This window comes from Vulcanisaeta sp. JCM 16159 (genome assembly GCF_001316265.1).
Classification (GTDB): domain Archaea; phylum Thermoproteota; class Thermoprotei; order Thermoproteales; family Thermocladiaceae; genus Vulcanisaeta.
Window position 1 is genome coordinate 115,286 of record NZ_BBDN01000001.1, and the last position, 24,828, is coordinate 140,113.

34 protein-coding genes and 4 pseudogenes are annotated in these 24,828 nt (G+C 44.0%); 14 read left to right on the forward strand and 24 right to left on the reverse strand.

Annotated features, from left to right (window positions below; genetic code table 11):
• Positions 1 to 52: 52 nt before the first annotated feature.
• The 4 genes from JCM16159_RS00640 to JCM16159_RS00655 form a co-directional block, all read right to left on the reverse strand.
• Positions 53 to 535 (reverse strand): hypothetical protein, encoded by a 483-nt coding sequence (locus JCM16159_RS00640; protein ID WP_243665444.1) that lies wholly within the window; start codon positions 533 to 535, stop codon positions 53 to 55.
• A gap of 156 nt (positions 536 to 691) precedes the next feature.
• Positions 692 to 934 carry a hypothetical protein gene (locus tag JCM16159_RS00645; RefSeq protein ID WP_243665445.1) on the reverse strand — a complete coding sequence of 81 codons (243 nt, stop codon included), beginning with the start codon at positions 932 to 934 and terminating at the stop codon, positions 692 to 694.
• A gap of 68 nt (positions 935 to 1,002) precedes the next feature.
• Complete coding sequence (locus tag JCM16159_RS00650) at positions 1,003 to 1,230, reverse strand: hypothetical protein (protein WP_243665446.1); 228 nt, start codon at positions 1,228 to 1,230, stop codon at positions 1,003 to 1,005.
• A 168-nt stretch (positions 1,231 to 1,398) separates the two neighbouring features.
• Positions 1,399 to 1,737 (reverse strand): hypothetical protein, encoded by a 339-nt coding sequence (locus JCM16159_RS00655; protein WP_054856608.1) that lies wholly within the window; start codon positions 1,735 to 1,737, stop codon positions 1,399 to 1,401.
• Between the two features lie 226 nt (positions 1,738 to 1,963).
• Here JCM16159_RS00655 and JCM16159_RS00660 point away from each other — a divergent pair, with 226 nt between their 5' ends.
• Entirely contained in the window at positions 1,964 to 2,278 is a 315-nt protein-coding gene (locus tag JCM16159_RS00660) for an RpoL/Rpb11 RNA polymerase subunit family protein (protein ID WP_054856609.1), read from the forward strand.
• Positions 2,275 to 2,856 carry a hypothetical protein gene (locus JCM16159_RS00665; protein ID WP_054856610.1) on the forward strand — a complete coding sequence of 194 codons (582 nt, stop codon included), beginning with the start codon at positions 2,275 to 2,277 and terminating at the stop codon, positions 2,854 to 2,856. The genes JCM16159_RS00660 and JCM16159_RS00665 overlap by 4 nt, the downstream gene beginning before the upstream one ends.
• On the opposite strand, the gene JCM16159_RS13165 is transcribed toward JCM16159_RS00665, so the two are convergent.
• A complete protein-coding gene (locus tag JCM16159_RS13165; RefSeq protein WP_243665447.1) occupies positions 2,785 to 3,060 on the reverse strand; it encodes a hypothetical protein in 276 nt (91 codons plus the stop codon). The genes JCM16159_RS00665 and JCM16159_RS13165 overlap by 72 nt on opposite strands.
• A gap of 101 nt (positions 3,061 to 3,161) precedes the next feature.
• Here JCM16159_RS13165 and JCM16159_RS13170 point away from each other — a divergent pair, with 101 nt between their 5' ends.
• Positions 3,162 to 3,386 carry a hypothetical protein gene (locus JCM16159_RS13170; RefSeq protein WP_243665448.1) on the forward strand — a complete coding sequence of 75 codons (225 nt, stop codon included), beginning with the start codon at positions 3,162 to 3,164 and terminating at the stop codon, positions 3,384 to 3,386.
• A 5-nt stretch (positions 3,387 to 3,391) separates the two neighbouring features.
• The gene (locus tag JCM16159_RS00675) at positions 3,392 to 4,150 is read left to right on the forward strand and encodes a winged helix-turn-helix transcriptional regulator (protein WP_243665520.1); all 759 of its coding nucleotides are present in this window, start codon (positions 3,392 to 3,394) and stop codon (positions 4,148 to 4,150) included.
• Here JCM16159_RS00675 and JCM16159_RS00680 read toward each other — a convergent pair.
• On the reverse strand, positions 4,136 to 4,321 hold the full coding sequence (locus JCM16159_RS00680; RefSeq protein ID WP_054856612.1) for a hypothetical protein: 186 nt from the start codon (positions 4,319 to 4,321) through the stop codon (positions 4,136 to 4,138). The two genes, JCM16159_RS00675 and JCM16159_RS00680, sit on opposite strands and share 15 nt — an antisense overlap.
• A gap of 127 nt (positions 4,322 to 4,448) precedes the next feature.
• On the opposite strand from JCM16159_RS00680, the gene JCM16159_RS00685 reads away from it, so the two are divergent.
• The 3 genes and pseudogenes from JCM16159_RS00685 (at position 4,449) to JCM16159_RS13175 (ending at position 8,445) form a co-directional block, all read left to right on the forward strand.
• Positions 4,449 to 5,102, forward strand: coding sequence for a hypothetical protein (locus JCM16159_RS00685; protein WP_054856613.1), 654 nt, complete (start codon positions 4,449 to 4,451; stop codon positions 5,100 to 5,102).
• Between the two features lie 260 nt (positions 5,103 to 5,362).
• Positions 5,363 to 8,051, forward strand: a pseudogene (gene acnA, locus JCM16159_RS00690) (aconitate hydratase AcnA).
• A gap of 256 nt (positions 8,052 to 8,307) precedes the next feature.
• Complete coding sequence (locus tag JCM16159_RS13175) at positions 8,308 to 8,445, forward strand: hypothetical protein (RefSeq protein WP_243665449.1); 138 nt, start codon at positions 8,308 to 8,310, stop codon at positions 8,443 to 8,445.
• Positions 8,446 to 8,450: 5 nt separating this feature from the next.
• Here JCM16159_RS13175 and tpiA read toward each other — a convergent pair.
• The 4 genes and pseudogenes from tpiA to JCM16159_RS13185 all read right to left on the reverse strand — a co-directional run bounded on the left by tpiA (position 8,451) and on the right by JCM16159_RS13185 (position 11,250).
• Positions 8,451 to 9,121: pseudogene (gene tpiA, locus JCM16159_RS00695) on the reverse strand (triose-phosphate isomerase).
• A gap of 501 nt (positions 9,122 to 9,622) precedes the next feature.
• Positions 9,623 to 10,477 (reverse strand): metallophosphoesterase, encoded by an 855-nt coding sequence (locus tag JCM16159_RS00700; RefSeq protein WP_054856614.1) that lies wholly within the window; start codon positions 10,475 to 10,477, stop codon positions 9,623 to 9,625.
• Between the two features lie 51 nt (positions 10,478 to 10,528).
• Entirely contained in the window at positions 10,529 to 10,996 is a 468-nt protein-coding gene (locus tag JCM16159_RS13180) for a hypothetical protein (protein ID WP_243665450.1), read from the reverse strand.
• Positions 10,996 to 11,250, reverse strand: a complete 255-nt coding sequence (locus tag JCM16159_RS13185) for a ParA family protein (protein ID WP_243665451.1) — start codon at positions 11,248 to 11,250, stop codon at positions 10,996 to 10,998. Before JCM16159_RS13185 ends, JCM16159_RS13180 begins: the two co-directional genes overlap by 1 nt.
• Positions 11,251 to 11,334: 84 nt before the next feature.
• On the opposite strand from JCM16159_RS13185, the pseudogene JCM16159_RS00710 reads away from it, so the two are divergent.
• From JCM16159_RS00710 to JCM16159_RS00720, 3 genes and pseudogenes are all read left to right on the forward strand, one after another.
• Positions 11,335 to 11,807 (forward strand): annotated as a pseudogene (locus tag JCM16159_RS00710) (PaREP1 family protein).
• Between the two features lie 40 nt (positions 11,808 to 11,847).
• Positions 11,848 to 12,237 (forward strand): hypothetical protein, encoded by a 390-nt coding sequence (locus tag JCM16159_RS00715; RefSeq protein WP_054856615.1) that lies wholly within the window; start codon positions 11,848 to 11,850, stop codon positions 12,235 to 12,237.
• A 46-nt stretch (positions 12,238 to 12,283) separates the two neighbouring features.
• The gene (locus tag JCM16159_RS00720) at positions 12,284 to 13,738 is read left to right on the forward strand and encodes a DUF402 domain-containing protein (RefSeq protein ID WP_054856616.1); all 1,455 of its coding nucleotides are present in this window, start codon (positions 12,284 to 12,286) and stop codon (positions 13,736 to 13,738) included.
• On the opposite strand, the gene JCM16159_RS00725 is transcribed toward JCM16159_RS00720, so the two are convergent.
• The 11 genes from JCM16159_RS00725 to JCM16159_RS18150 all read right to left on the reverse strand — a co-directional run bounded on the left by JCM16159_RS00725 (position 13,739) and on the right by JCM16159_RS18150 (position 19,472).
• Positions 13,739 to 14,398: a translation initiation factor IF-6 gene (locus JCM16159_RS00725; protein WP_054856617.1), complete on the reverse strand. Its 660-nt coding sequence runs from the start codon at positions 14,396 to 14,398 to the stop codon at positions 13,739 to 13,741.
• A gap of 370 nt (positions 14,399 to 14,768) precedes the next feature.
• Positions 14,769 to 15,065, reverse strand: a complete 297-nt coding sequence (locus JCM16159_RS13190; protein ID WP_243665452.1) for a hypothetical protein — start codon at positions 15,063 to 15,065, stop codon at positions 14,769 to 14,771.
• Entirely contained in the window at positions 14,984 to 15,499 is a 516-nt protein-coding gene (locus tag JCM16159_RS13195; RefSeq protein WP_243665453.1) for a radical SAM protein, read from the reverse strand. Before JCM16159_RS13195 ends, JCM16159_RS13190 begins: the two co-directional genes overlap by 82 nt.
• Entirely contained in the window at positions 15,492 to 16,319 is an 828-nt protein-coding gene (locus JCM16159_RS13200; RefSeq protein ID WP_243665454.1) for a hypothetical protein, read from the reverse strand. Before JCM16159_RS13200 ends, JCM16159_RS13195 begins: the two co-directional genes overlap by 8 nt.
• 4 nt (positions 16,320 to 16,323) lie before the next feature.
• Entirely contained in the window at positions 16,324 to 17,004 is a 681-nt protein-coding gene (locus tag JCM16159_RS00735; RefSeq protein ID WP_054856618.1) for a hypothetical protein, read from the reverse strand.
• A 58-nt stretch (positions 17,005 to 17,062) separates the two neighbouring features.
• Entirely contained in the window at positions 17,063 to 17,881 is an 819-nt protein-coding gene (locus JCM16159_RS00740) for a pseudouridine synthase (protein ID WP_054856619.1), read from the reverse strand.
• A gap of 52 nt (positions 17,882 to 17,933) precedes the next feature.
• The gene (locus JCM16159_RS00745; protein ID WP_243665455.1) at positions 17,934 to 18,182 is read right to left on the reverse strand and encodes a sulfurtransferase TusA family protein; all 249 of its coding nucleotides are present in this window, start codon (positions 18,180 to 18,182) and stop codon (positions 17,934 to 17,936) included.
• A 101-nt stretch (positions 18,183 to 18,283) separates the two neighbouring features.
• Positions 18,284 to 18,517: an acylphosphatase gene (locus JCM16159_RS00750; RefSeq protein WP_243665456.1), complete on the reverse strand. Its 234-nt coding sequence runs from the start codon at positions 18,515 to 18,517 to the stop codon at positions 18,284 to 18,286.
• Positions 18,518 to 18,631: 114 nt separating this feature from the next.
• Positions 18,632 to 18,961 carry an aldo/keto reductase gene (locus JCM16159_RS18140; RefSeq protein WP_367834183.1) on the reverse strand — a complete coding sequence of 110 codons (330 nt, stop codon included), beginning with the start codon at positions 18,959 to 18,961 and terminating at the stop codon, positions 18,632 to 18,634.
• Entirely contained in the window at positions 18,946 to 19,398 is a 453-nt protein-coding gene (locus tag JCM16159_RS18145; protein WP_367834196.1) for an aldo/keto reductase, read from the reverse strand. Before JCM16159_RS18145 ends, JCM16159_RS18140 begins: the two co-directional genes overlap by 16 nt.
• Positions 19,338 to 19,472, reverse strand: coding sequence for a hypothetical protein (locus JCM16159_RS18150; RefSeq protein ID WP_367834184.1), 135 nt, complete (start codon positions 19,470 to 19,472; stop codon positions 19,338 to 19,340). Before JCM16159_RS18150 ends, JCM16159_RS18145 begins: the two co-directional genes overlap by 61 nt.
• Before the next feature lie 190 nt (positions 19,473 to 19,662).
• Here JCM16159_RS18150 and JCM16159_RS00760 point away from each other — a divergent pair, with 190 nt between their 5' ends.
• Positions 19,663 to 20,061: an Sjogren's syndrome/scleroderma autoantigen 1 family protein gene (locus JCM16159_RS00760; protein WP_054856621.1), complete on the forward strand. Its 399-nt coding sequence runs from the start codon at positions 19,663 to 19,665 to the stop codon at positions 20,059 to 20,061.
• Here JCM16159_RS00760 and JCM16159_RS00765 read toward each other — a convergent pair.
• A complete protein-coding gene (locus JCM16159_RS00765) occupies positions 20,042 to 21,094 on the reverse strand; it encodes a pelota family protein (RefSeq protein WP_054856622.1) in 1,053 nt (350 codons plus the stop codon). The genes JCM16159_RS00760 and JCM16159_RS00765 overlap by 20 nt on opposite strands.
• A gap of 36 nt (positions 21,095 to 21,130) precedes the next feature.
• On the reverse strand, positions 21,131 to 21,868 hold the full coding sequence (locus tag JCM16159_RS00770; RefSeq protein ID WP_243665457.1) for a hypothetical protein: 738 nt from the start codon (positions 21,866 to 21,868) through the stop codon (positions 21,131 to 21,133).
• A gap of 105 nt (positions 21,869 to 21,973) precedes the next feature.
• Between JCM16159_RS00770 and JCM16159_RS00775 the strand changes: the two genes are divergently transcribed.
• From JCM16159_RS00775 to JCM16159_RS13205, 3 genes and pseudogenes are all read left to right on the forward strand, one after another.
• Positions 21,974 to 23,209, forward strand: a complete 1,236-nt coding sequence (locus JCM16159_RS00775; protein ID WP_054856624.1) for an MFS transporter — start codon at positions 21,974 to 21,976, stop codon at positions 23,207 to 23,209.
• Positions 23,199 to 24,112: pseudogene (locus JCM16159_RS00780) on the forward strand (carbohydrate kinase family protein). The gene JCM16159_RS00775 and the pseudogene JCM16159_RS00780 overlap by 11 nt, the downstream one beginning before the upstream one ends.
• A gap of 108 nt (positions 24,113 to 24,220) precedes the next feature.
• Positions 24,221 to 24,457, forward strand: a complete 237-nt coding sequence (locus tag JCM16159_RS13205) for a hypothetical protein (RefSeq protein WP_243665458.1) — start codon at positions 24,221 to 24,223, stop codon at positions 24,455 to 24,457.
• A 119-nt stretch (positions 24,458 to 24,576) separates the two neighbouring features.
• On the opposite strand, the gene JCM16159_RS00790 is transcribed toward JCM16159_RS13205, so the two are convergent.
• A complete protein-coding gene (locus tag JCM16159_RS00790) occupies positions 24,577 to 24,813 on the reverse strand; it encodes a hypothetical protein (RefSeq protein ID WP_243665459.1) in 237 nt (78 codons plus the stop codon).
• Positions 24,814 to 24,828 lie beyond the last annotated feature (15 nt).

Consider the following 24,828-nt stretch of genomic DNA (forward strand, 5'->3'; position numbering starts at 1 on the left):
CCCGTGCGCCAACATCATGCGCTTCCAATAGGCTTTAAGCTTCGTTTCCTATTTAGCCTGTGCATGCCTGTGTTGTTTGGTTCGTTGGTATGTACGTCGTTGCTGTGCATGTTATTGTTCTCGTGCCAAGTGGCGTTTGGTATGTTGATTGCCAGGTGACTACGAAGCTTGTTGGTGGTGAGAGCATGAGCTGTGCGGCCTGGCTCAGTGATATGCCGCCTATCAACACAGTAACATTCACAGAATTTGGCTGCAGCTCAACCGGTAGGTACTCTGGCTGTAGTGTTATGGTTACGCCATCACTGAAAGCCACAGTGGCGCTAGAACTAACTAGACTCACTGGGTACGGGTTCGGATTCTCAAGCCAATACCTAACATAAATAACAACACTTGCTATGGAACTCTGGCTCGAAATACCCCAATCGCTCGAGACGACCTCTGGAGACTTAAAAGTCATGTATGGGTACAAAAACACGAGGACCAGAGCTACAACAATAATAACCACAACAATCAAAACCAAAGTACGAAAATGCATACAAAAAGAAAAACAAAGAGACCCATATTAAAGCATTGCAATGCCGCTACACTTACGTATCAACGCCCTTAATTAACTCCATAAGCTTGGCAACACCTGCCCCTCCTGGTCTTACGTCTTCTGCCGTGTCAATTCCGTTGTTACGTAGTTTCTCTCTCACGCTATTCGGCACGGTATAGCGTGTAACGAGTATTGCCCTTCTAGCATGAACTGCCTGATGTATGGTATGACTTGCTCGTCAATATCATTCTCCCAATTTCCATAGGGTAATGCCTTACACTTAATCAATAAGTCAATCCCACTGCTTGACTTAATGAGGTCGGTGACGTTGTCAAACCTGCCCCTAACAACAATGTTGTCAGGCCTAACAGTCCTTCTACCTGGTGGTCTAACAAACACTAACTTACCGTTTTCATGAACAATATTGGCATCCAGAAATACATGAATGGCCGGGTTTACCTGGAATTCTACCACATTGTAAATTCGCCATGTGGCGTGTCGAGCATTGCGAAGCTTGTTTCACCACCCTGCTCAAACCAAACAGTTACTGGTCTATTGGCAAATGATTCAATAGTCTCCCAACTCCTCCTTATCAACTCCCTCGTATTCAATGCCTCGGCGACCTTTGCGGCTACCCAATTCTCGTAGATTAGGGACATGGTTGTTTTTAACATCTCTAACCCTACCGGCATCACTCGGTATGCTTAACTCCGTGAAGTAGTAAATCCTTGGGTCAGTGAAGAATTCATGTCCCCTAGAGGCATGACCCATGAAGCTCAATTCGCCATTAATTGACTTCCAATAGTTCCTTGTCTCATTAGTCATTACAACGAACTCGCTAAATAACTCACTCAGTAAGTCCCTTAACTCGGGGTTTTGAACTCTGAAGCTAACATTCTAACATTGCTCAGCCAATCATTTACCGCATCCTCGATGGTCTTACTCTCGCAACGTCCTACAGAGGACGTTGCATCGACGTAGTCACCGGGTGGGCATCTAATGACACTGCCATAACCACTTCTACTGAAGTGGAATATGTATATCCAGGGTGAGACGTTGCTCGGTACTTCATATACATACTCATCATCACCACGCCTAACAAGCCTACCAACCTCAGAGACATGAACAAGCTCATTACCAATGAGGACGTAGGCATGCACAGAGCCACGGGTACCACCCCTCCTCAACTCACGAATAAGCATAAACCATTCACAGGAACTAGTAAGTGAATGCAATTAAGTGTTCCTAAGTTATGAATTGACAAAGCAGACAATGAACTCGTATAAAGCTGGGTTAGGTGTGGTCAGTCGGTACGTGAATTCTTCATTGGTCTGTTCCGGGGGTTGTCATCACTTTGTTATTCGCTTAATGTATTATTTTTAAGCTAGAGCTAAAGCTTTTATTTTGCTACTATTCCACATTGTTTTCGTGATCAAGATAAACATTGTTAGGGCTGAGGATAACTACCTGGAGGCTGTGGTGCAGGGTGAGACGTATACGTTGTTCGCGCCGTTGATTGAGTACTTACTTAAGAGGCCTGATGTTGAGTATGCAATGTACGATGTTGATCACCCATTGACTCAGAATGTTAGGTTTAGGATAAAGACCAAGGGGAAGCCACCGCTTGATGTTATTAAGGATGCCGTAAATGCGATATTGAAGGATATTGAGGAGTTGGAGAACGGTTTTTTTTACACTCGTCTTAAGTGGTTAATTTTTCCATCCCTGGTGATTGAGCCTTGATTTATATATTTGGTAAATCACCACAATGGCTTGTTGATGTGGTTAGGAAGTTGGGTGAAGAGGTTGTGGAGGTTGGTAATTGTGACGTGCCCCCACGTAGTGTCGTTATTTCGATAAGTGGTGCATGCAGAGCTAGGGGTTCCGTTGTTTTATCGTTGCTGCCCTATGGAAATTCCATACCAATTCAAAGGGGTACTGCGAGGGGTGTATTATTGTCGGTAGTGAACATGCTTAGGAAAATTCAGGGCGTGGGTACCATGGGTGATGCGTTGTCGCTGCTCGGCTTTGTTAGTGTTAATGTAATTGATGTGGTTGGTGTGGCTGAAATTGCGGTTAGTGACCGTGTGGTCCCTGGTTCTATTTATACCGTTGTTATGGCCAATAAGGACCAGGGGGAGTACGTTGTGGCGTTGGGTAGGGGTACTGCAAGGAATACGTTGCTTCTTGATTCACCAGTAACCTGGCTGTTGGATAATGGTGGTGATACGTATTTGGCCAGGGGTGATTTAATGCTCGAGCTCGTTGCCCTGTCCATGATTTTTGGAATTAGCCTTAGGCGTTCGAACCCGCCTTATTAGGTTGATTGCGGAGAGTATTGTTGATGCGCCGTTTAGTACTAGGAATATGGTGTTCCAATTTAGTGCTGAGTATACCGTTAATAGGGTGCTCCCTAGTAAGTACGGTATTGTTAACTTAAGTGGTGGTACATCACCTAGCGTGAGTGTCCAGCCTACTGCGATGAATACTAGTCCGAGTATGCCGATAATCATTGCTGTTAGCATTCAGGTAGGTGCCTACCCGCGGTTTTTAAGGCATACATTACAGGGGTTTCTGATGGGTGGTAAAAAAATAAAATTCCTTGATTATTCTATAATTAGCAAAGATGAAGGGATTATTGATAGCGATGCCCAGTGTTATTGATGAGGTTAAGAAGATCATTGGCAATTATTCTTCCTTCACCGTCGTCACCGAGGTAGGTAGTGATGTCGATGGATATGATGTAGTGGGTGTTATTGGGACAGATAGGTTCATACTCATGAACCTTCATAGGTTGAATTCGTGGGAGGGGCCTGTCCTTACCGTGGGCTTCGGATTAAGTTTTTTTTGAATTCCGTGGATATAACGAACCTAGATAAGGCATTGACCACAATAGTTGATGGTAATTACGATATTGAGGAGATACTGAGACTTTCCGTGAATATTAAGGGGAAGAAATTACCATATGCAATAAATGAGGTTGCGATATTCCCGTCAAGGAGTGCGATGACGCTTGAGTATAGCCTTTACGTGAATAATGAGTACCTATGGCATGATGTGGCTGATGGTCTAATAATATCGACGCCCACGGGCTCCACGGCGTACGCGATGTCGGCGGGAGGCCCATTAATACACTCGAGAGCCCAGGTCATCGAGATCGTGCCTGTAAATAGTACGAATTTGGCTCGCGTACCCGTTATCGTGCCCAGTGATTCTGTGATCATGATTAGGGACCTAATCTCCAGGTCTAGGGTTGAAGCGATAATTGACGGTAGTATTAGGACATACGTGGGTAGCGAAGTCAGGATAATGTCTGGGAAACCACTCAAGCTTATTAGGATTGGTGAGATCTCGAGTGCGATTGGCCGTTATGAGAAGAAGATAAGTCTACTGGCTAACATGGACCTGCCTCCAAGTGCTAAGTTCATACTTAAGATCCTTGAGTACGAGGGTCAATTAACGCAGAAGGAGATTGTTGAGAAGACCATGCTTCCGAGCAGGACTGTTAGAAATGCATTGAGCATTTTAATTAGGAAGGGTTTGATCCAGAGGCAAGTAATTATTAGGGGTAATAAGGAGGTCATTGTTTATTCCCTTAAGTCAGCTGAGAGGTGAGCCACGCTTCATTAATTCAATACTTGAGCACCTAATGTTCCTGACCTCGTCTTTACCTGTTGTACTTACGGTTAGCAGTATCTTGATGTGGTTTTTCATATTTATGACTAATCTGGGCCACATAATTAATTGTCCATAGGTTATGTACTTTCTTAATTCATGCTTTATCATACAATTAATTGTTGCTATGCCTCATTAAAAAGTAGTTTGTAAGGTGCATAATCTGCACAATTTCCACATGGCAATATTATCATTATGAACCATAAATTTAATAAATTCTATAAGGTATAGAATATTGATGGCTATTAACGATGAATCGAATAAGGTGAGTAATGAGGGAATCATTGAGGAAGGTCAGGATTTCATAAGGAGGATAATAGAACCCTCACCGGCAATTATTAGGGTTCATTGCTATAATTGTAATTTCGACAGTATAAAAATACCCAATGGTGTCGAGTTCAGGTTTAGGTTGTTGATGCCTTTCATGGCTGCCGTGATTAGGTATAGGCAATTCATTAAGGACTTATTAATGCTTGATTCTAAACCTGTAATAACGGCAATTTACCAATCAAGAGTTAGGGAGAAAAAGACCGAGAGACCTGTCGTAGTGATTTACGGGGAGATAAACCCGATAAAAAGGATATGGAGGGTATTGAGCATCTATAACCTGGTCCTCGATGATTATAAGGACTCCATAGTTAAGCAATTCAACATAATAACTAAGAAGGAGATTTGGCACTATCACCAGAGCGTCTCGCTTAATGGTAAGACACAGCACATAGGCATAGTCCTTGCAAACAAGGTACTTCTTAGGTACTTAACGAGGTTCGGTGAGGACGGTGCATCAGTGAAGATGGTATTACTTACGCCCGATGGAATGCAGACAAGAAGGCTACATGTTGACTCAGAGGAGGAGATAACCGCTGAAGAAAAGTCAATGATTGGCGATTAAGTAATATTAGTAAAAATTAAACAATTACATTGAATAAACTTAGTATGATTTGACGGTTTGTTCACGTGCTCGAGGTCGAACATGTAGGCGAGTTCACTATCGAGAGATATTGCCAGTACCATTCCTGGTAATGGTTAGTGCGCCTTCGGGATAATATAATTCGCTAAATAGTACATTGAGAGCAAATAATTAAAAAAACCATAACTAATCATAACCTCGTGGCCAAGAACCTGCCCAATTTATGGAATACTTTAAGCGTAATGGATGTGGGCGGCATCAAGGTTCGCTATTACTCATTAAGGGCGCTTGAAAGGGAGGGCTTTGACATTGCCAGGTTCCCATACACGATCAAGGTCTTCATAGAGAACCTGCTCAGGAATTACGACGGGCAAGCAATCACTGAGGAGGATATCGAGAATTTACTGCACTGGAACCCGAAGAGCCCAGGGACTAAGGAGGTCCCAATAAAGGTGGCGAGGGTCCTAATGCAGGACTACACGGGAGTACCCGCCCTAGTCGACTTGGCAGTGATGAGGGAGATAGTGGCTAAGTACGGTATCGACCCAAAGGTCATTAATCCACAGGTACCGACAGACCTAATAATCGACCACAGCGTACAGGCCGACTACTGGGGCAGGCCTGACGCTGTTAGATTGAACATTAAGCTTGAGGTTGAGAGGAACGCGGAGAGGTATGAGTTCCTTAAGTGGCTCAGAACGCCTTTAGGAACTTCAGGGTCTTCCCGCCGGGCACTGGTATAATACACCAGGTGCACCTTGAGCATATTGCGAGGGTTGTGATGACAGAGGACCTCGGGCCTAACGAGAGGCTTGCGTATTTCGACACCGTCGTTGGCATGGACTCCCACACCACGATGATTAATGGGCTTGGTGTTGTTGGTTGGGGCGTTGGTGGTGTTGAGGCCGAGGCTGCGCTCCTTGGTCAACCAATAGCGGTATTACCGCCGCAAGTCATTGGTGTTCACCTTTATGGTAAGCCGAGACCTGGCGTCACGGCTACAGACATAGTGCTGTACGTAACTGAGACCCTTAGGAAGTATAACGTGGTTGATAAGTTCGTTGAGTTCTTCGGAGAGGGTGTTAAGGAATTGCCCGTCCCTGACAGGGCAACAATAGCCAACATGGCGCCTGAGTACGGCGCAACAACTGGGTTATTCCCAGTGGATGAGCAGACGCTGGCTTACCTAAGGCTTACGGGTAGGGATGAGTGGTTAATATCGCTTGTTGAGAGGTATTTCATGGAACAGGGAGTCTTTGGCTCGCCGAAGGAGGGCGATGTTGAGTATAGCCAGGTGATTAATATTGACTTATCCGCCATAGAGCCGAGTCTCGCCGGTCCCTCGCTTCCGTGGCAGAGGAGGTCATTGAGCGACGTGCCTAAGAGCCTTGAACCGGTCATCGAGGATAGGAATAAGAAGAGGAACATAAGTGGTAGGAAGAAGGTCGTCATAGAGCTTGACGGTAAGAAGGTAGAGCTTGAGGATGGTTTTGTGGCCATTGCCGCAATAACAAGTTGCACTAACACGAGTAACCCATACCTATTAATGGCATCTGGTTTAGTTGCTAAGAAGGCTGTGGAGCTTGGTGTCTCACCGCCTCCGTACGTTAAGACCGTGTTGGCGCCAGGTTCTAGGGTTGTTGAGGAGTACTTAAGGAGGTCAGGACTACTCCAGTACCTTGAGAAGATTGGCTTCTACATAACTGGCTTTGGCTGTATGGTCTGCATTGGCAATACAGGCCCATTGCCAGAGCCCGTTGTTAAGGCAATTAGGGAGAATGACTTGGTGGCGGCGGCCGTACTCTCCGGTAACAGGAACTTTGAGGGTAGGATACACCAGACGTCAGGGCTAATTACCTGGCCTCACCACCCATGGTCGTGGTTTACGCATTAGCGGGCACCATCAATAAGGACCTAACGAAGGAGCCTGTGGCGTATACCAGCGATGGCAAGCCCGTTTACCTGAAGGACCTATGGCCCAGTGATGACGAGGTTAGAAGTTACGTTGAGAGGTACGTAACACCTGACGAATTCACGGAGAAGTACACGAAAATAGGAGACCTAGTGCCTGATGAATGGAACACGTTGAAGGCGCCAAGTGGTGACCTGTATCAGTGGAATCCAAAGAATACGTACATAAGGAGACCACCGTTCTTTGATGACTTTGATCCAGATAGGCTTGTGGAGGTTAAGGACATAGTTGGCGCCAGGGCATTACTGGTGCTTGGCGATAACATAACCACGGACCACATATCACCGGCAAGCTCAATACCCGCTGACTCACCCGCGGGTAAGTACTTAACATCGCTTGGCGTTAAACCAAGTGACTTCAACACCTTCGGTACTAGGAGGGGTAATTGGGAGGTTATGGTGAGGGGCGCATTCTGGAACAAGGGCGTTAGGAACAAGATGGGTGGTAAGGTCATTGAGGGTGGGTATACCATTCACTGGCCTGATGGTCAGTTAATGACCGTGTTTGACGCAGCCATGAGGTACAAGGATGAACATGTACCATTAATAATACTGGCTGGGCAGACCTACGGTGCCGGTAGCTCGAGGGACTGGGCTGCGAAGGGTCCGAAGCTCCTGGGCATTAAGGCAGTTATTGCGAAGAGTTTCGAGAGGATACACAGGAGTAACCTGGTTGAGATGGGTATACTACCGCTACAGTTCATGGAGGGTGAGGACGCGGATAAGCTGGGTATAGCCGGTGATGAGACCTTCGACATAGTGGGGCTATCCCAGGGATTAAAGCCAAGGCAAACTGTTGAATTAGTCGTACATAAGCCCGATGGTAGGGTTATTAAGACGAAACTGCTCGTGAGGCTTGACACGCCGATGGAGGTTCAGTACTTCCTTAATGGAGGAATTCTGCAGTACGTGCTTAGGCAAATAATTAAGAGGCATAGGCAGGAGGGCAAACAATCATAATCGCTTAGCCGCTTCTCGGTAAATACTGTCTAAAAATTCGTAATCCTTAATTATACTAAAAGGCATCAGCCTATTAATGATAATCCTCAGCTCATATACTTCATTGAAAAGCTTACTCCTCACTTTTAGGCCTTGAATTAAATAAGTTCCGCACTAGAACTTAGTTCCGCTCCGGAACTATAAACCTAAAACGTTCTATAACGTACTCATTCTCGATGAGTTCGGTTTTAAGTCACGATGACATATTAAGTATGCCATGAAGATAAGCCGTAGAGATGACGGATTAACAAGGAAGAGCGAGGAAACGTACTTAACGCTTGTCCAGTGGGTGATTAATTACATTGGTAGGTTAAGGTTTTCACATAGGATAGCTGGGAATAATCATAATAAGTAAGTCAATTAATGCAGGGCATTCGCGAGTTCCATTATTTTCTGCCTCCAATCCTTAGCCCTAACTATCGCACTTGCCACCAACACGCCCTGCGTACCAAGCTCCAGGGCTTTCTTAACATCTTCATAACTCTCAATACCAGCCCCCGTAATCACGGGAATACCTGGGTTAACCCGCTTCACGAGCTCCACAGTCTTCACAATTACGTCAGGCTTCTCCCTACTCACGGCCTTACCCGTACCAATCAGCTCAGGCGGCTCAACAGCCACAGCCGTTGGCTCCAGGGCCGCGGCGGCCGCACTTGTGTATGGATCTGGCGCACACACAAGGGTTTCCAGACCGAGACCCTTCGCCCTACTAACGAGCCAGCCGAGATCATTTAGAAGAAGCCTATTCTCGCTGTGGTTAAGGATTACCCCCGACGCCCCAGTCTCCTTAATGAACTCAAGCGGCACATGCCCTGTCCTAGCCCCGGGCTCGACCGGGTCAGCGCCCTGGGCATAAACGGGTATTCCCACGTTCTCAGCCACAAGCCTAAGCTCAGTGATTGGTGGGGCTATCGCGATTGATACGCCCAATTCCCTAGATACGGCCTCGGCCACTTTGGCCAGTTCGAGAGCCTTTTACCAAGTACCTCAGGGTACACCTTCATGTTTATGATAAGTATCGGTAACCTCATACGCGCAATAAGCAGGACTAATGCTTATTAAATTACTAGGGTTTAATGGGAATAATTATTACAATACCCACTAGACAATCCTTAACTGCATATTTGATGTGCCAATTATTACCAGTGTTGAGTATAGTAGGTGCTTGCTGTGGTCAGTGGTACGAATAACCCGGTAAGTGGCGTAGATAAGTTATGATTACATGAAATATTAAATCATCCCTGATTTTGTCGTAACTGTCTTAAATGGCATTACATAGCTTAATTGAGGCCCGCATTAACCGTTATCATTATAATGAGAGTCACTGTGATAACGGCAATTATTGAGATAATCATTATCAAATGCCTCGTTCTTAATTCCATAGACATTAGTTATTATTTCCTATAGAGCTTTTAAGTCCAGTTACTTCATTTTAATAAATATGAATTAAGAATGTAAATTACTTTTAACATTTATTAATGCATAATGTCGAGAAATTCCCATTGAGATTCCGAGCTCCTTATTCGTAACTCTTATAGCCAATCAATGTCATAACCCCCCTCGCCAATGTCCTCCCTTATCCTGGCAAGTATATCCATTGTGCCGAGGTACGTCATGTCAGTCAGGTAAACCTCAATGTTACCTAGTATCTCCCAGGTGCGTGCATAGTGGAGTATGGTTTCAACCTCTACTAGATCCTTTGGGAATATCTCGAACACATCCATACCCACGGTCAGTGGGTTAAATGTGGGTAGTACTATTATGTTCATGGGCCCCGTGGCGCCTATTTCGGCATTATACATGTTCTTACCGAAAACGGACTTATCGACACGTACCTTAACAATGACTGGCGCCCTCATTACGTAACCGGTCACGTCCTGTATGAATATGGCTGGGTGGGTGTGCCCCATTATTATTACATCGGCATTCATGAAATCCTCAATTCTAGGCTTTGAATTTCCATGGAGTAATAGGAGGTTTTTACCATCTTTACTCTTTATTATGAAGCCCCTGGAGTCTATGAGGTATACATTGGGCTTTGCATCACTACTGAGTATTAGGTCTAGGTTACCATCATGGTTACCCTTAACCAGAACCACCTTATTGAATTTACCACTAATCCTATCTAGGAATTCTCTAACCTCCCTGACGCTCTCGACTATGCTCGCTATCTCATGCTTAACATCACCGAGTATTGCCAGCGAGGTCGCCCCGGTCCTCTCGGCGAAGTCCAGGACTAGCTGTGCTATCCTGGCTGATTGGCTAGGTATCCTAACACCCTTCTTACCAAGTTCAACCTCCAGGCCGACGTGAGTATCGGCAATAAGTAGCCACCTCTCACCATCATCAGAATCCACGGTAATGCCTCGAAACTCCTCAACGGACACCGCATTAATGACTAGTAATTAATGCCTTAAAACCATTTTGCGTAACATCTACTAACTTAGTATCTCCCTAATTACGTATGACAAAGCCTCTTTGACACCAGCACCATACTGACTAACACCATCATGAACCCACCTAATTACCCAGGGATCATAATGAACCACGCTGGGCTCCAAACCAACGAGCTTACCAACGGCGGCAACCCACTGCTTACCCAGGGACTCCCTAAACATATTAATCACGGGTCGACCAACATTAATCGAAAGCCTCTTAACAAAATGTACCAGATTCCTCAGGGCAACCACTGAGCCAAGGTCCTGAATACCCACTGGATAAACAATATCGCACTCGCTTAATGCCTCATTTAGCACGTTATCTAGGCTTGGCTCAAATGATGGGAAATCAATAACCACGTGATCAACCCCAACCCTATCAATCAAATACTTAATCAAGGAGTCCAACCTCTCCTTAAAATTCCCGTACTCACTAATAAGCGCTAAATCCCCATATCCCGAAGGCACTAGGTAAACAGTCCATGCTCTGTTGGAACTACGTGGATGACCTCATTAACCTTAGATGCACTGATTACGTAGGTAGCCAGGGTATGCCTCGGTATATTACCAAGTAGGTTGAGGGACGTGCTTGGATTACCCATGGCTAAGTCAATAATGGCTAGCCTAATGCCGAGTGCAGGTGCGGCCCTAGCCGTCAGTATTGCCAGCGTGCTCTTACCAACACCACCCTTCTGGCCTGAGGCAATGCACTTAATACTCACGTCAATATAGTAACACCTCAATTAATAAGGCACTAACGTTATTACGAACAAACATTTTTTAACTCTGCATCAACAATATAAATCGTGGAAATACCAAAGCTAATAATCGACGAGGCAGAGAGAAAGGGAATAGACATAGTGGACTTAATAGCCAAGGCACTATCACTTGATCCATCAACAAGTAAAGCCCACCTTGAGCTTGCCGAAAAATTCCTAAATGAGGATAGGGAACTCATTGATAGGGATCCCGTGCAGTCCAGCGAGAAGCTCTACAAGGCTGCTAAGGAGGCCATTAAGCGATAGCCATAACCCTAGGCCTAGATGAGGCGAAGAAGGCCTCCGAGATTGGTAGATGTACGGCACAACTATTATTTGATGCAGTGGATAATATTGCCAATAGGCTTGGCAGGAGAGAGGTTAGGTGGTGGGGACGAACTTGGTTTTTGCATGTTGAGGGATTTCATGAGGCAAGGTTAAGGCCTGACCAAGTCAGGAGAGACCTACCCGATATTGAGACTCTCGTGAACCTTGCAAGAAGCATTTCGGGAACTAGTTAATGGGAAACATTTAATTATTGTTCATACTTTACTTTAGTATATGAGTAGTCAAGAGTTTAATTGCGGTAATGCCGTAATGAGTAGGAGGTTTATGATTGTTTACCTAGTCATTGCTGTGTTCTTTTTAATTACGTGGATAATCAACACGTCTAATTTCATAGGGTTGGTGGCCTTTTTAGTATTCCTAGTGTTTTCCTTCGTTACTGTTAAGCCGCCGAGGATACCAAGTGCTGAGGAGCGTAAATGGAGTATCATATTTAGTGTACTTATGGTTCTATTTTTCATAGTTTACTTACCACTATCTATCTATATGGCCGTTAGGCAGCCGGTCATTGGCCCAACGCTTATACTTACATTCCCATTAGCGATCTCAGTGTTGTTTCTTGGCTTAATAATCGCCTCGTACATTAAATATGGTATTTGCCATTAAATTACATGGTCGTAAATTATTTTAGCCCTTGATAAGTTAATTTTCTGTGAATAAATATAGCTATAGGATTAGGATTAGGGGTAAGTACGCAACTGCAATTAGTAAGTTAGTGCTTGATCTCGGTTATACCATTGTGCAGGCCTCTGACGTGATAATCAGTAGGTTTGGTATTAATGTTGATAATTCCGCGCCCGACGTTACGATTAAGGACTCTGAGAGAGTTCCTGGGGCATTAACGATAATGGGCAAGTGCGGTGTGGTTAATGATGTTGTCAATAACCTACTCAGGGTTACTGAGGAGGAGGCGTTGGTCTGGAGGTCTGTCGTTCCTCTTCATAGGGTCGTCATGGGTGTCGTCAATGTTGTTGACGGTAATTATTTCGTTGATGTTGGTAATGGCGTTAGGGCCGTACTTAAGGCGCCGGGCGGCGCGTATAATGATGGTGATGTGATCCCTGTCGTCATTAGTAGGACTAGGGTTTACCCAGGCGATGAGTTGGTGGCTGTGCCTGGCGTTAGGGTTGATACTGAGTACGTCTCCATAGTGCCGGGCAGCGGTACGGTGTTATTTAGCAGGCATATTAAGGATTATGAGGTTAGGCAGGCACTGCTTAAGGTTGGTCTTAAGTACGTTGGTAGGCTGAGTGGTTATAGCATTAAGTGGAGGAGTAGTGCTCAATTTCTGGATGAGGATGAGGCCATTAAGGAAATTGAGAGAGCGTTAAATACGCTTAATGAGGTTGAGTCGGTTAGTAAGTCATCGGCTCCTTACACGGTGCTCCAGGATGGTGAGTGCATTGTTGAGGTTATGCTTAATGGCAGGGCTAAGCTCCTTCTTGATAATGTCAGAAATAACGTCATACCAACAATAATTGGTCATCACACGTATAAGACCTTAAGGAGGAATACCGCGTTGTTAGACATCGTTGAGGCATTACTTGGTCGTTGTAACGATAGGGCTGGGTTTAGTGCTGAGTTCATGAGGCAGTTAATGGGTAGGAGGTATAGGATCGGCATTATCCATATAAGGCCTAATGGTGAAGTACTTAGGCTGGGTACTGCCGATGTGATTAAGCTCGAACCTGACGATATAGTACTCCTACGTAGATTAAGGGGTGGTGGTTATCTCGATGGTCTTGGTCTTCCTAAGGAGGAGGGTGATTTGGCAATCACCTGTACATCATTGGGTAGTGAGTACTTAACCCATGTGTATGTTGATGGCTCCTGGAGACCTAAGGGTATATATATTAACGTTAATACGCCCGTTGAGTTCACAGGCGCCAACATACTTTATATCGACCTGGCAGTAGATGTAGTTAAGAGGTGGGACTCCAATGAGGCTAATGTAATTGATTATGATGAATATAAAACATATATCAGCATGGGCATCGTAACAAGCAAGTTACGTGATAGGGTTGAGCAATTAATAAATAATTTAATTATCAACTCGCATAAACTTGGCGAGAATTGTCTATCTAAGGCTGAGGAATATTACCGTTGATTAGGAACCACTGAATACCTGCATTATCCTCACTATCTCGAATCCTGTTGTGTCGCTACCAACTAAGCCACCATTGTCATTAACGACCAGTCCACCCCTGAGGAAGCTCCTACCCCTATTGACTGTGCCAACATTAACTGGTAAGCCAAAGTACTCCTTAACCTTCTTTACATCCTCATCCTTAGCCTCGGGACTTAGTAAGACGCCTTTATCATTAGCTACCGCAATCGAGCCCACCAGGTAAGTGCCGCAAACCTCATCAACTATGACTTCAGTACCCAATGTATCCCTTATCAACCCTACGTATTCCTTCTCAATTATTGGCGACACAATCGTCTTCTTATTATTCGTAAGTACTAGGTTGGCGATGGCTGTGTATCTCGTGCGTATTATTGACACGTTAAGGCCATTCTTTTTCAATTCGTTTATCTCATCCTCCGTGACTATGCTCGGCACCAATACACCATTGTCATTACCAACCATGAAAATCCCTATTAATGGTGATTTTGCAAGCGATGCCTTAATCACGTTCGTGTTGAGGATATCCCTTATTGAATTAACGACCTTGTCAGGGACGTCCATCGGCACTATCGTCAGGGCATTATTTGTGAATATATAAACACCTATTGTTGATGTCCCATAAATACTTAATGGCGCCACCTCAAACCTGCGCTACTCATTTCCCTCGACCCAAACAACTTAGCAACTATTTAAATAATTACCATGGGTTGTATGGTACGGCCTCATTCCAGGAAGCCAGATATGCGTATTCCCACTATGAGTAACGCTATTAATAATGCAACGGCTATATAATTAATCCTGCTCATCCTGATATCCCTATAGTACGTCCTCCTCCTATAAGCTAAACACCTTTATGTCAGCGAGCTTCCTCTCCTTAACATTGCTTAGTAATGGATATAGTGCCATGACTACTATGAACATTATTGCCAATATCTGCTAAATCGTTATTGCGGCGTCTGTGGTAACTATTATTGGGAGCAATATCTTCGTCCTGGGTCCATCTTATGGGTTAAGCGGGAAGGCTTATATTAACCTCATTGACGTACTTGAGCATCAATGACTTGAGGTTTTCCTCATCAGCACCTGGAATTCTTATGTGGCTCCAGGGCAATTCGCCGTTAAGTGACTTCCATGAATATACGTACTTATTAAGTAAGTCCTCATACTTCCTAAGCAGTCTTCTCCAGGAGCCTCTATCGAGCCCTGTTAATGAAGCCTCAAATATTAAGTTACCAATATCCCTATCGCCGAGCGATAGTAGTGCCTGAACCTTTGCATCAAGTATGTTGTATGTCGAGAACTCCATGTACGTCTGTGCGTTTTTTTTAATTCCTTAATCCTGTCATTGATTATTTCATCATTAGCCATTGGTAACCATTGTAATGGTGTATGTGGCTTGGGTATCCATGGATTAACAGAGAGTGAGTACTTAATGCCTAGTCTCTTAAGCCTTGATAACAGGTTAATTACTGACTTCACATCGTCATCACCCTCACCCGGCAATCCCACCATGAAGTATAGCTTTAGGTGATCAATACCCACGCTAACTGCATCCATGGCTACCCTAACAATGTCGTCATCCGAAAAACCCTTACCCAATGCCCTCCTCAGTCTCTCACTTGACTCTGGAGCTATCGTGAGGACTCTTTGACCGCCCCTTGCAATTAATCTAATGATATCCCTGTCTAATGAGTCAACACGTAAAGAGGGAACAGAAACATTAAGACCTAGCTCATCCACTAAAAAAACTCATCAACTCCTTAAAACCTGGGTGATCAGTTACGGAAAGACCTATCAAGGATACCCCGTTAACCAGTCCTTCACCCTTACCTAAATCCCTAAGGACAAGTCCCTTAATGGAATTAATGTCCGCAAACCTGACGGGCCTTCCAACAAAGCCCTCCATACAGAATAAGCAGCCTCTTGGGCAGCCCCTCATAACCTCAAGAATGGCTGGGTTACTAAATATGGACTTAACATTGCCGAGGCTTAGTTCAATTGCTGTATCATGGATGAGCTTTATTGAGTATGACAAGTCCCTTACAAATGCCTTGGTTACGTCATGCTTACCAAGTGATGGTACGTAAAATCCTGTTAGGTTTGCGTATTCCTCAACATTCTTACCATAATCTGGGTAATAATTAATGAGAGCTGGGATTAGCATTTCAGCATCGCCGATAAGCACAATGTCGGCAAAGGGTGCCATGGGCTCTGGATTAGCCATTAGTGTTGGTCCACCCATTACAATTAATGGATCATCTACGGTCCTTTGGGAGCTGTATGGATTTATCCCACTAATTCCCATCATCTTCAGTATCCGTGGATAATCAAGTTCGTAATGTACAGAGAATATTACTATGTCGAAATCCCTAAGTGACTTGGTTGTGGATTTACCGTCATCACTCATGAATACGAAGTCTGAATACACATTGGAGTGCTCATTCAGTAGTCTCCTGATTATGTGTATTGATAGTGATTGGAGGGCAACCCTGGAATTCGATGGGTATGCAATGGCTACCCTAATCATTCCCTTCCTGTAGGACTTACGGTAAGCGCTCATTGTGTTATAAAATTCCCTGGTATGGTTGTGATGGGCTAATCCTAACCCTAAGTATCACAAGCGGTTGATTAGAATCCCTTATTTCCATTATCTTCCTTAACAACCTTAGGCGTACACTCGTGACATTCGTCGATATTAGCTTCAATGCGCCGTCCTTCCCATACTCATTAATGAGCTCGCCAAACGTAGTCCTTAATATGAAGTCTGAAACTACGTCAAGGCTGCAAACCTCATTCTGCCTTATTAACTCCACAATAATCTCCTTACGTAACCTATCAATTAGGTTCTTGGGTATGCTCTTAAGAATTTCATCAGCCTCAGTCTGAGGATTAGCGTTATTATCATTATTCATCTGCTCATTCTCACTAAAGACAAGCTTAACCCTCTGCCTCCACTTAATGACCCACCAATTAAACCACTCATCAACAATCCTCGCCACCTGCTCCTCATTCTTCAAAATTCTCTTACATAATTCGTATGATGCATCCTCATTACTTAAGTTAAGCAACCCAAACTTATGTAATAGGTAATATCTTAAATCCTGATAGGCATAGCTTGTTAGGAAATCCTGCTCATTGGAATCTAAATCCCAGGATAGGGAATCTATCCGTTGTTGAATCATGGAAACTAGCTTACGCTCACCAAAGCCCTCCCTACAAGCTATGTCAATGTCTAAATATGCCACAAAACTCCCGTATGCATATTATTTTATTTATTATTTAAACATTTGGTCCATGTTATGTTTAAATACGACTAAATAATTTATTTATATCCATAAAATCATGAAGAATTTTTGAAATAGCAAACGAACTAGATAACGAGCTATACCACCTACTTACTAAGTAATTAATTACGTATGAAACATCTTCACCACTCAAGAACCATGCTGGTTCCCGATCGCCATAACTCACATTCAGCAGTAACAATCCGTAGGGCGGTGCAGGCGGTATCGGCCTTCTAATCCTCATCTCTATCAAGTCCCGTAATTCATCAATAGTCAATACATTAGAACCAACCATTCTAAGGGCGTTGACAATCTTCCTAATCATCTTATTCCTAAACCCACGACCAACGACGGTAAAAACCAAGTAATCACCAAGCCTCTCAACGTTAACGCTATTTATCATTACCGTGGTCGGCACACCCCTCTCCCTAACCTGGAAATTAGACAGATCATGAACACCCACAAATAATTCCGCAGCCCTCCTAATTAAATCAACATCCTCATAGAGCCAGGGCATTACATAGACATAGGTCCTAGACACCGCAGCCCTTGCATGAAAATCATCACTAACCTCAGCCCAGGCCCATATCCTAACTCCATTCGGCAACCTAGAATTTAACATACCAGACGTTAACCTAATACCGTCGCCATACTTTACTGAGATTACGTTACCGATGGCACTAACCCCTGGGTCAGTCCTTGAGGCCTTACTTAACTTAAAGTCCTTAATGAAGTACCTAATGGCCCTCCTCAGGTAGTACTCAATGGAGTTAGTACTGCCAGTAAATCCACTAAACAACGATCCATCATAAAACACCTTAAAGGCCATCGTCGGCATTGAATATACGTAATTACTACTAGTAGGGATTAAAAATAGTGCCATTATTAAGTTATTGGGTACCTTTAGGAGACTTAACGACGACTATCCTATAATTACCATCATCTAACTGCACGGCCTCCCTAATCTCCACATTAAGGATCTTCAATATCCTTTGTATCATCATGAAGCATATGAAGTCGTCTGTTATTACCGTAAGTGTTGACCCTACCTCGGCCTTATCCACCGCATTGGCAACAATCGTAACTGGCGTTGGGCATCGAAGACCCCTAACATCAATAATACTACATATCAACCACACTTAATCAATGTCGTATTAAAATACCCATTACATGTGCTAATTATTAATTGTGCTGATGGGTTTAAAAGGCGTAGATCATGCATAGTTGATCATCAAACTGATTACCTTATTTCAAAATCCTCAAATTCACCATAGTACTGCTTAACAACGTAATTTATAGTCTTAACAGAGCCAACGGGACTTGGCTTAATCCACTCAATGAGCGCCGAGGCATCCTCCTTACAACCCTCAGCAACTACTTCAACCGAGCCGTCTGGAAGGTTCCTCACATACCCGGTTAATCCAAGGGATAGGGCTTGCCTACGTAGTGTCGGTCTAAAGCCAACACCCTGCACATTACCAAGACTTAGTCTCAGCCTCTAACCCATTCCGGAACATTACCTTATTATTGAATTAATTAGACGCATTAACACACCGTAATTGAAGCGCTTGAATTAGTAACACCTAACCTAAACGAACCTAATACCCTCAAGATACCTAATCTCCTCCTCAGTTAACCTCCAACCAGCAACGCCCAGGTTCTCCCTGACATGGTCAGGGTTTGATGCCCTAGGTATTGGGAATACATGCTCATGCTTACTAACAATCCAATTAAGTACTATTTGAGCCACGGTCTTTGGACCATGATTCCTAGTTATAATTTCCAGGGCATCCCTCGGAAACCTAGTAATGAGCTTACCATGACCAAGCGGGTAATAGGCTATCACGGCCATACCATTCCTCCTCGCGTACGGTATTATATCACTCTCAATCCTCCTATCCATTAGGCTATAGGGCATTTGGATGGAGACGATCTCATACTTCTTAAGGGCGCCCTGCGCTCGATTATTTGGCTGAGATTGAAATTGCTTAGTCCAATGAACCTTATTATTCCAGCATCAACTAGGTGCTCCATAGCCCTCATGGTCTCCGTGATTGGAATCCTCCTGTTAGGGAAATGTATTTGATATAGATCTATGTACTTAATGCCCAGTCTCTCAAGGCTTCTCTTTGCAGCCTTAATAACGGCGTCGTACTTAAGGTGCGTCGGCCATACCTTAGTGGCTATGAACAATTCCTCCCTGTTGAAATCCTTTGTGGCTTCACCGACCAGTGGTTCTGAGCCGTAAATCTCTGCCGTATCTATGAAGTTAATACCTCCCTCCAGGCCGACCCTTAAAGCCTGAGCTTCCTCCCGTAGCCAGGCCTTATGCCGAGTCTTGACAGTATTATCCAGCCTGGGTCGTAGTACGTGCCCATGCCTATTATGGATACTTTAACGCCAGTCTTACCAAATACTCTATATTCCACGGATGCCGTATGTAATCAGGCCCTATTAACCTTAATTCCTTAGTTAAGTGTAATCAGGTACCCCAGGATCGATCACCAGTCACATGGCATGTCACTCATCACTTAGCGAAGAGCTCAATCAGGGTCTTAAAATACTTAACTTGGGCATTGCTTCGTTGGGTTTATAAGCAGGTTGCATTAGCCTAGCAACGTGAGTGTTAGTAGTAGGGACTTGGTCGCTAAGAAGATGGCTCAGTTAATTAGGGCTGGGGCAACACTGACTAGTTATACATGCCCAGTCTGCGGTACCCCACTGCTTAGGCTTAAGACTGGTGAGTATTACTGCGCCAATTGTGATAGGCCTGTAGTTATTGTTAGGTCTGACGCTGAGGAGAAGGAGGTCATGATTAAGTACGGTCTCATGGACATTAGAGACACACTCTATGAGAGGTTGGTGATGATTAATAACGAGCTTAAGGAGACTAAGGATATTGATAGGATAAATGAGCTCGTCAAGTCAATGGTACTCATCCTGGAGGCTTATGATAAGGTAACGCAGATAATAAACCAGGGATCGCCGGGAACCAGCACTAAGGCTGAGAAGAAATAGGGAACCTAAGTAGTGCGGCAATACCACCGATGCTTCTCAACTTCTCACCACCCTCGGTGCTTGACGGTATTATTACGAGGTTCGCCCTGGTCTTAAGCGCCATGCTTATTAAATCCCTCATTTCACCACCCCTCTCCTTATATGTCTCATCGAGGACTATCATCGTCTCAGCAGCGCCAAACTCAAGTGCCTTCCTAACCTCGTCAATGCCCACTGCGACTAATCCATTATTCATGCCTAATCTATTGAATACTTCATCCACATACTCCTGCCCAAGGCTTATGTTCAACTTCCTAAGAACATCAACACCGACCCTCTCAAACTCATAAATACCCGCTAAACCACCCTCACCCTGCTCATGGTAAATAATTGATATGCCAAGTTTGTTCAGTTCATCGTTAATAACGTCCCTGGCAATTGAAAGCGTCATGTGATTACCAACAACCACGATATGCGTCGGCCTCCTAACCTGCACCCACTGCTTAACCTGAGTAAACGCATTCCTAAGTGACCTCCTAAACCTATCAAGTGAATCCTCACCCTCCTTACCACTGCCCTGTATTGGTATCGTCCCAAGCAATTCCCTACCAAACCTACGAATATGAGCAACAGCGACCTCCTCCATGGAGACCGAAACCAACAACACACTTATTGAAGCCCCACTGAACATATCCAGGACCTTGCCAATGAACTCCCTATCAATCCCATTAGGCTTAACTAACCTATACTCAAGCCCGTAGGACAACTCCATCGTATGGTGACTACCCCTGGCACCTTCAAACCACTCAGGAACCTCAATAAGCACGCCCCTAACCCTAAGCGTACCCCTGAAGGCGTGGTACTCAAGCTCCTCAACCCTAAGGCCAACATATATCCTAACCCTCTCACCCCTGGAACCCTCCCTACCCCTAAACTCCCTAACAGTCCAGCCATAGATAATATCTCCAGGTTCAATTAGTAGGTAAATTACGTATAGGTCATCCTCATTCTCAACCACGAAGTCAACCCAATCCTTACCAAGATCAATCTTCACGAGAGAACCAACGAACCCAGGCAATTAAAACCCTAACTATTCACCAGAACCCCTTCCCTGACCCTCCCTCGCCTTCTTCTCTTCAAGTTTCCTAAGCGTTATACCGTGCATTGCCGCCGCGTACCATAACAACTTCCAAACATCAGGCCCCTTATCACCATACTCCATGACGAACTTCCTAGCCAACTGCAGTAACTCATCGGCCTCCTCAAGCGTTAACTCATCCTTATCAATGAGCTCAAGCAACCTCCTCTTCTCAGCCTCTGTAAGCGGATTAATAGCCATTGTAATCATACTGCGCAGCGTAGCCTTAACGAAACTTACATCCTTACTATCAAGAACACCCCTAAAACCGAGAAACTCGGTGATGAACTCATTCTGGCCAGAAATAACATTAATGAGCCTATTAAATCTTCCATCCATGTAATTCCTAAACTCACTAAGTTTTGAGTCAACATAACCCTTCAACTCATTAATCCTTAAATCAACATAACCCTTGAGTTCACCAAACCTGGTGTCCACGTAACTCTTCAAATCTCTCTCGATTACGTCAAACCTCTTATCTATTTCATTAAAGCGTTCATCTATCTTTTCGAATCTCTTATCTATTTCCTCGAACCTTCTGTCGATTTGCCTAAACCTTTCGTCTATCTGCTGGAACCTCATGTCAATCTCCCTAAACTTACCACCAAGCCAATAAAGCGTCGTACCCAAAATCGTAACAATAGTAACTATAGGCCCAACAATACCCAAAACCAACGATAAATCCATCATTTATTAATGATCGTGATTAATTAATATTCCTTGCGCAAATCATGCTTTAATTCATTAGCGGGTTCGTGTTGGGAAGTATTTAATAAATAGGATGTATATCCTATCATGATGATTAGTGAAAAATGGAATGAAGCGCATGCGTTATTTTTCACGGTATTTTCCATAAGCACCACGATTGAGGCTTACGTATACTCCATAGCCTACATAGCCTCCAACTGGGTTTCAGTACCGAGGGCCCTAATTGCCCTACTATCTGTCTGGCCACCTCTATGGTTACTAATTGGCGGTGCTATAATGGGACCCATATCGGACACCATTGGTAGGAGAAGGAGCCTCTACTTATCGTTAATTATGTACGTAGTGGGCTCCCTGAGTCTAATACTCAGTATTAACTATGCATTCTTGCTATTTTCCATAGCCATATTAATGCTCGCCGTTGGCGGTGAGTATAACACGGTCATGGTATCATCCCATGAATATTTCCCAAGCAGTGTCAGGAGTCGTGCTGTCTACCTAATTCTTAACTTCACGAACTTTGGCGGCGTTTTAGCTGCTGCCTTGGCCCTGGCCAATATAACGTCAGTGACGCTTCAAAAACTCGCACTTGGGTTGACAATACTCGTAATAATCCTAGTGCTTTACCTACTTAGGTCATTAATTCCCGAATCACCATACTGGCTCAGGACTAGGAAGGTTATTCCTGAGGATCAGGGACTTAATTTAGAGGAAGGTAATCGAAAAACCATAAGGCTACCACCATTACCAATTAGGGTAGTAATTGGAGGCTTAATTGGCTGGTCATACACTGCCGGTTTCACACTAATGGTATTAACCTTCGGACCTTACTATTTCCCCAGTCTCACTAATTGGCTTATCTTCACCTTCTCAGTGGTATCCTTTATCTCCGGAATACCGGTAAGTATGTTCGCTGATCGAGTTAGTAGGAAATTACTGTTACTCGTCTCATCGTTGGGATCTCTAGTTACCTCAGTACTTATACTATCATTAATTAGTGGTCTCGTGAATAATCAATACATCTTCTGGGTGCTCTTCGTATTATTCTCAATACTCGTAAATACGTACTTCTTAACTGAAGATACATTGAAATCTGAGTATTGGGTTACGAGGCGCAGGGGTTCCTACACTGCGGCTGTTAGGGTTATGTCGTTGGGTGGTTCGATACCAGTAATATTCCTGTCGTCTTACCTGCCAGTGAGTTTGTATCTAGCATTGGCGGTTACGATATTCGGTGTTGGTTTCGTAGCTTCCCTCGTCTGGTACTTAATCGGTGTTGAGACTGGTAAGGGAATTAGCATTAGTGCGTGGGAACATGAGAAGTAATGAGGATAAATTTGATCTGGTAATAATCTCTGACTGTGTTTTGGATATTTATTATAGGGTTAGGGAATTACCAATTAGGGCTGGTGACGTTTCTGTATCCGATATAATCGCGTTATCACCAGGTGGTGCATGCACAACGGCCTTGGTTGCGCGTAAACTCGGTCTTAAAGTCGCTGTTATTGATAGGGTTGGTGATGACCCCTTCTCGGACATACTCATTAATTACCTTAGTAATAATGGTGTGTATACAGGATTCATGAAAAGGGTGCATGGTTTCACGACAATATCCAATAACATTATTGGTACTGGCGGGCACGCATTCGTGGGTTACCTAGGAGTGGGTAAGGACTTAACAATCAGCGATATTAGTGAGAACATTATTAGGGTCTCAAGAACCATTTTTATCAATGGTTTTTACGCAGCATTTACGAGGAACATTATTAATGCATTCGTGGAAGTCGCCAGAATCGCCCATGAACGCTCAATACCTGTTTTCCTCGATACGGGACCCTCCATTAACAATGAAGACCTCATAATCGATCTAATTAAATCAGTAAATACTGTCTTTATGAATGAGGAGGAGATGAGAAGGTTATTTGGTGATATAACGGGGCTTGTTAGCGCTATGCATGGTTCTGACGCTATTGCTGTAGTAAAGTTGGGTAGTAAGGGTGCCGTTTTAGTGCGTAATGGCTTAATTAGGCATTGCCAAGCTCATAATGTGGGTAATGTGGTGACTACAATAGCGCTGGTGATGCATTTAATGCAGCCTACATAGCTGGTATATTACGAGGTCTAAGCCCTGAAGATTCATGTAACCTAGGCAATAGGGTCGCCGCACTAAGAATTCAGTACCTAACCCCATTGGAATTGCCTAATCTTGAGAATTACTTGATTAAGTAAGCACCGTATTCGTTAATAATTGGTAAAGAATTGGTTATTTTATATCAATAATAATTCATCATTATTCCCGAACTTAGTAACAACCCTTTTAATGGCGCACTACCCAGTATGAATTTCGTGAGGATAATACTTCACACAGCAAAGGGACCCTACGAATATAAAACACCAAGTGGTGAGTCAGTGTGGATATGCATGTGTGGTTTGAGTGACACATACCCAATATGCAGTGGTAAGCATAAGCTTGTGCGTGATGAGGAGGATAATAAGGTCTATGCATATGATCAGAATGGCAATAGGCTTGGTGCAATAAATCTAGAGAATATCGAGAAATTAAGGAGGGTTTAATCGAAGCCTCAGTATATACTTAACTTAAAATACCAATACCTGATACCCATTGTTTATGTAATACGCCACCCTATCACCGGCAGGGTGCAATTTAATGCCCATCTTAGTTAGCTGCTGGTCTATTCCCTTATTCCTCGCATAATTAATGCATGCACTATCAACTGCACCAGCCTTAACAACTTCTCAAAATTATCCTTAGCAGGACCCTCAAGCCTTAGAAGCCTTTCCTGGGCAGGGCCCCAAAAGATAACCCTGAAGTCCTCATACCTATTCGTACCGACCGTATTTGCGGCCATCGTTAGTGCTAGATCCATCTTAACGTCGTCACTCATTATTAGGAAGACTACCTTCGACATCGTGTCCCACTGCAT

What these genes read in the sequence shown, in the direction of transcription:
- JCM16159_RS00640 (WP_243665444.1), bottom strand. Translation starts at nt 535, where the DNA reads ATGCATTTTCGTACTTTGGTTTTGATTGTTGTGGTTATTATTGTTGTA.
- JCM16159_RS00655 (WP_054856608.1), bottom strand. Translation starts at nt 1,737, where the DNA reads ATGCTTATTCGTGAGTTGAGGAGGGGTGGTACCCGTGGCTCTGTGCAT.
- JCM16159_RS13165 (WP_243665447.1), bottom strand. Translation starts at nt 3,060, where the DNA reads ATGCTAACAGCAATGATTATCGGCATACTCGGACTAGTATTCATCGCA.
- JCM16159_RS13170 (WP_243665448.1), top strand. Translation starts at nt 3,162, where the DNA reads ATGAAGGGATTATTGATAGCGATGCCCAGTGTTATTGATGAGGTTAAG.
- JCM16159_RS00680 (WP_054856612.1), bottom strand. Translation starts at nt 4,321, where the DNA reads ATGATAAAGCATGAATTAAGAAAGTACATAACCTATGGACAATTAATT.
- JCM16159_RS00685 (WP_054856613.1), top strand. Translation starts at nt 4,449, where the DNA reads ATGGCTATTAACGATGAATCGAATAAGGTGAGTAATGAGGGAATCATT.
- JCM16159_RS13175 (WP_243665449.1), top strand. Translation starts at nt 8,308, where the DNA reads ATGAAGATAAGCCGTAGAGATGACGGATTAACAAGGAAGAGCGAGGAA.
- JCM16159_RS00715 (WP_054856615.1), top strand. Translation starts at nt 11,848, where the DNA reads ATGAGTAGTCAAGAGTTTAATTGCGGTAATGCCGTAATGAGTAGGAGG.
- JCM16159_RS13190 (WP_243665452.1), bottom strand. Translation starts at nt 15,065, where the DNA reads ATGGAGTTCTCGACATACAACATACTTGATGCAAAGGTTCAGGCACTA.
- JCM16159_RS13200 (WP_243665454.1), bottom strand. Translation starts at nt 16,319, where the DNA reads ATGAGCGCTTACCGTAAGTCCTACAGGAAGGGAATGATTAGGGTAGCC.
- JCM16159_RS00740 (WP_054856619.1), bottom strand. Translation starts at nt 17,881, where the DNA reads ATGCCGACGATGGCCTTTAAGGTGTTTTATGATGGATCGTTGTTTAGT.
- JCM16159_RS18140 (WP_367834183.1), bottom strand. Translation starts at nt 18,961, where the DNA reads ATGCCCTATAGCCTAATGGATAGGAGGATTGAGAGTGATATAATACCG.
- JCM16159_RS00770 (WP_243665457.1), bottom strand. Translation starts at nt 21,868, where the DNA reads ATGATGGATTTATCGTTGGTTTTGGGTATTGTTGGGCCTATAGTTACT.
- JCM16159_RS00775 (WP_054856624.1), top strand. Translation starts at nt 21,974, where the DNA reads ATGATGATTAGTGAAAAATGGAATGAAGCGCATGCGTTATTTTTCACG.
- JCM16159_RS13205 (WP_243665458.1), top strand. Translation starts at nt 24,221, where the DNA reads ATGAATTTCGTGAGGATAATACTTCACACAGCAAAGGGACCCTACGAA.
- JCM16159_RS00790 (WP_243665459.1), bottom strand. Translation starts at nt 24,813, where the DNA reads ATGTCGAAGGTAGTCTTCCTAATAATGAGTGACGACGTTAAGATGGAT.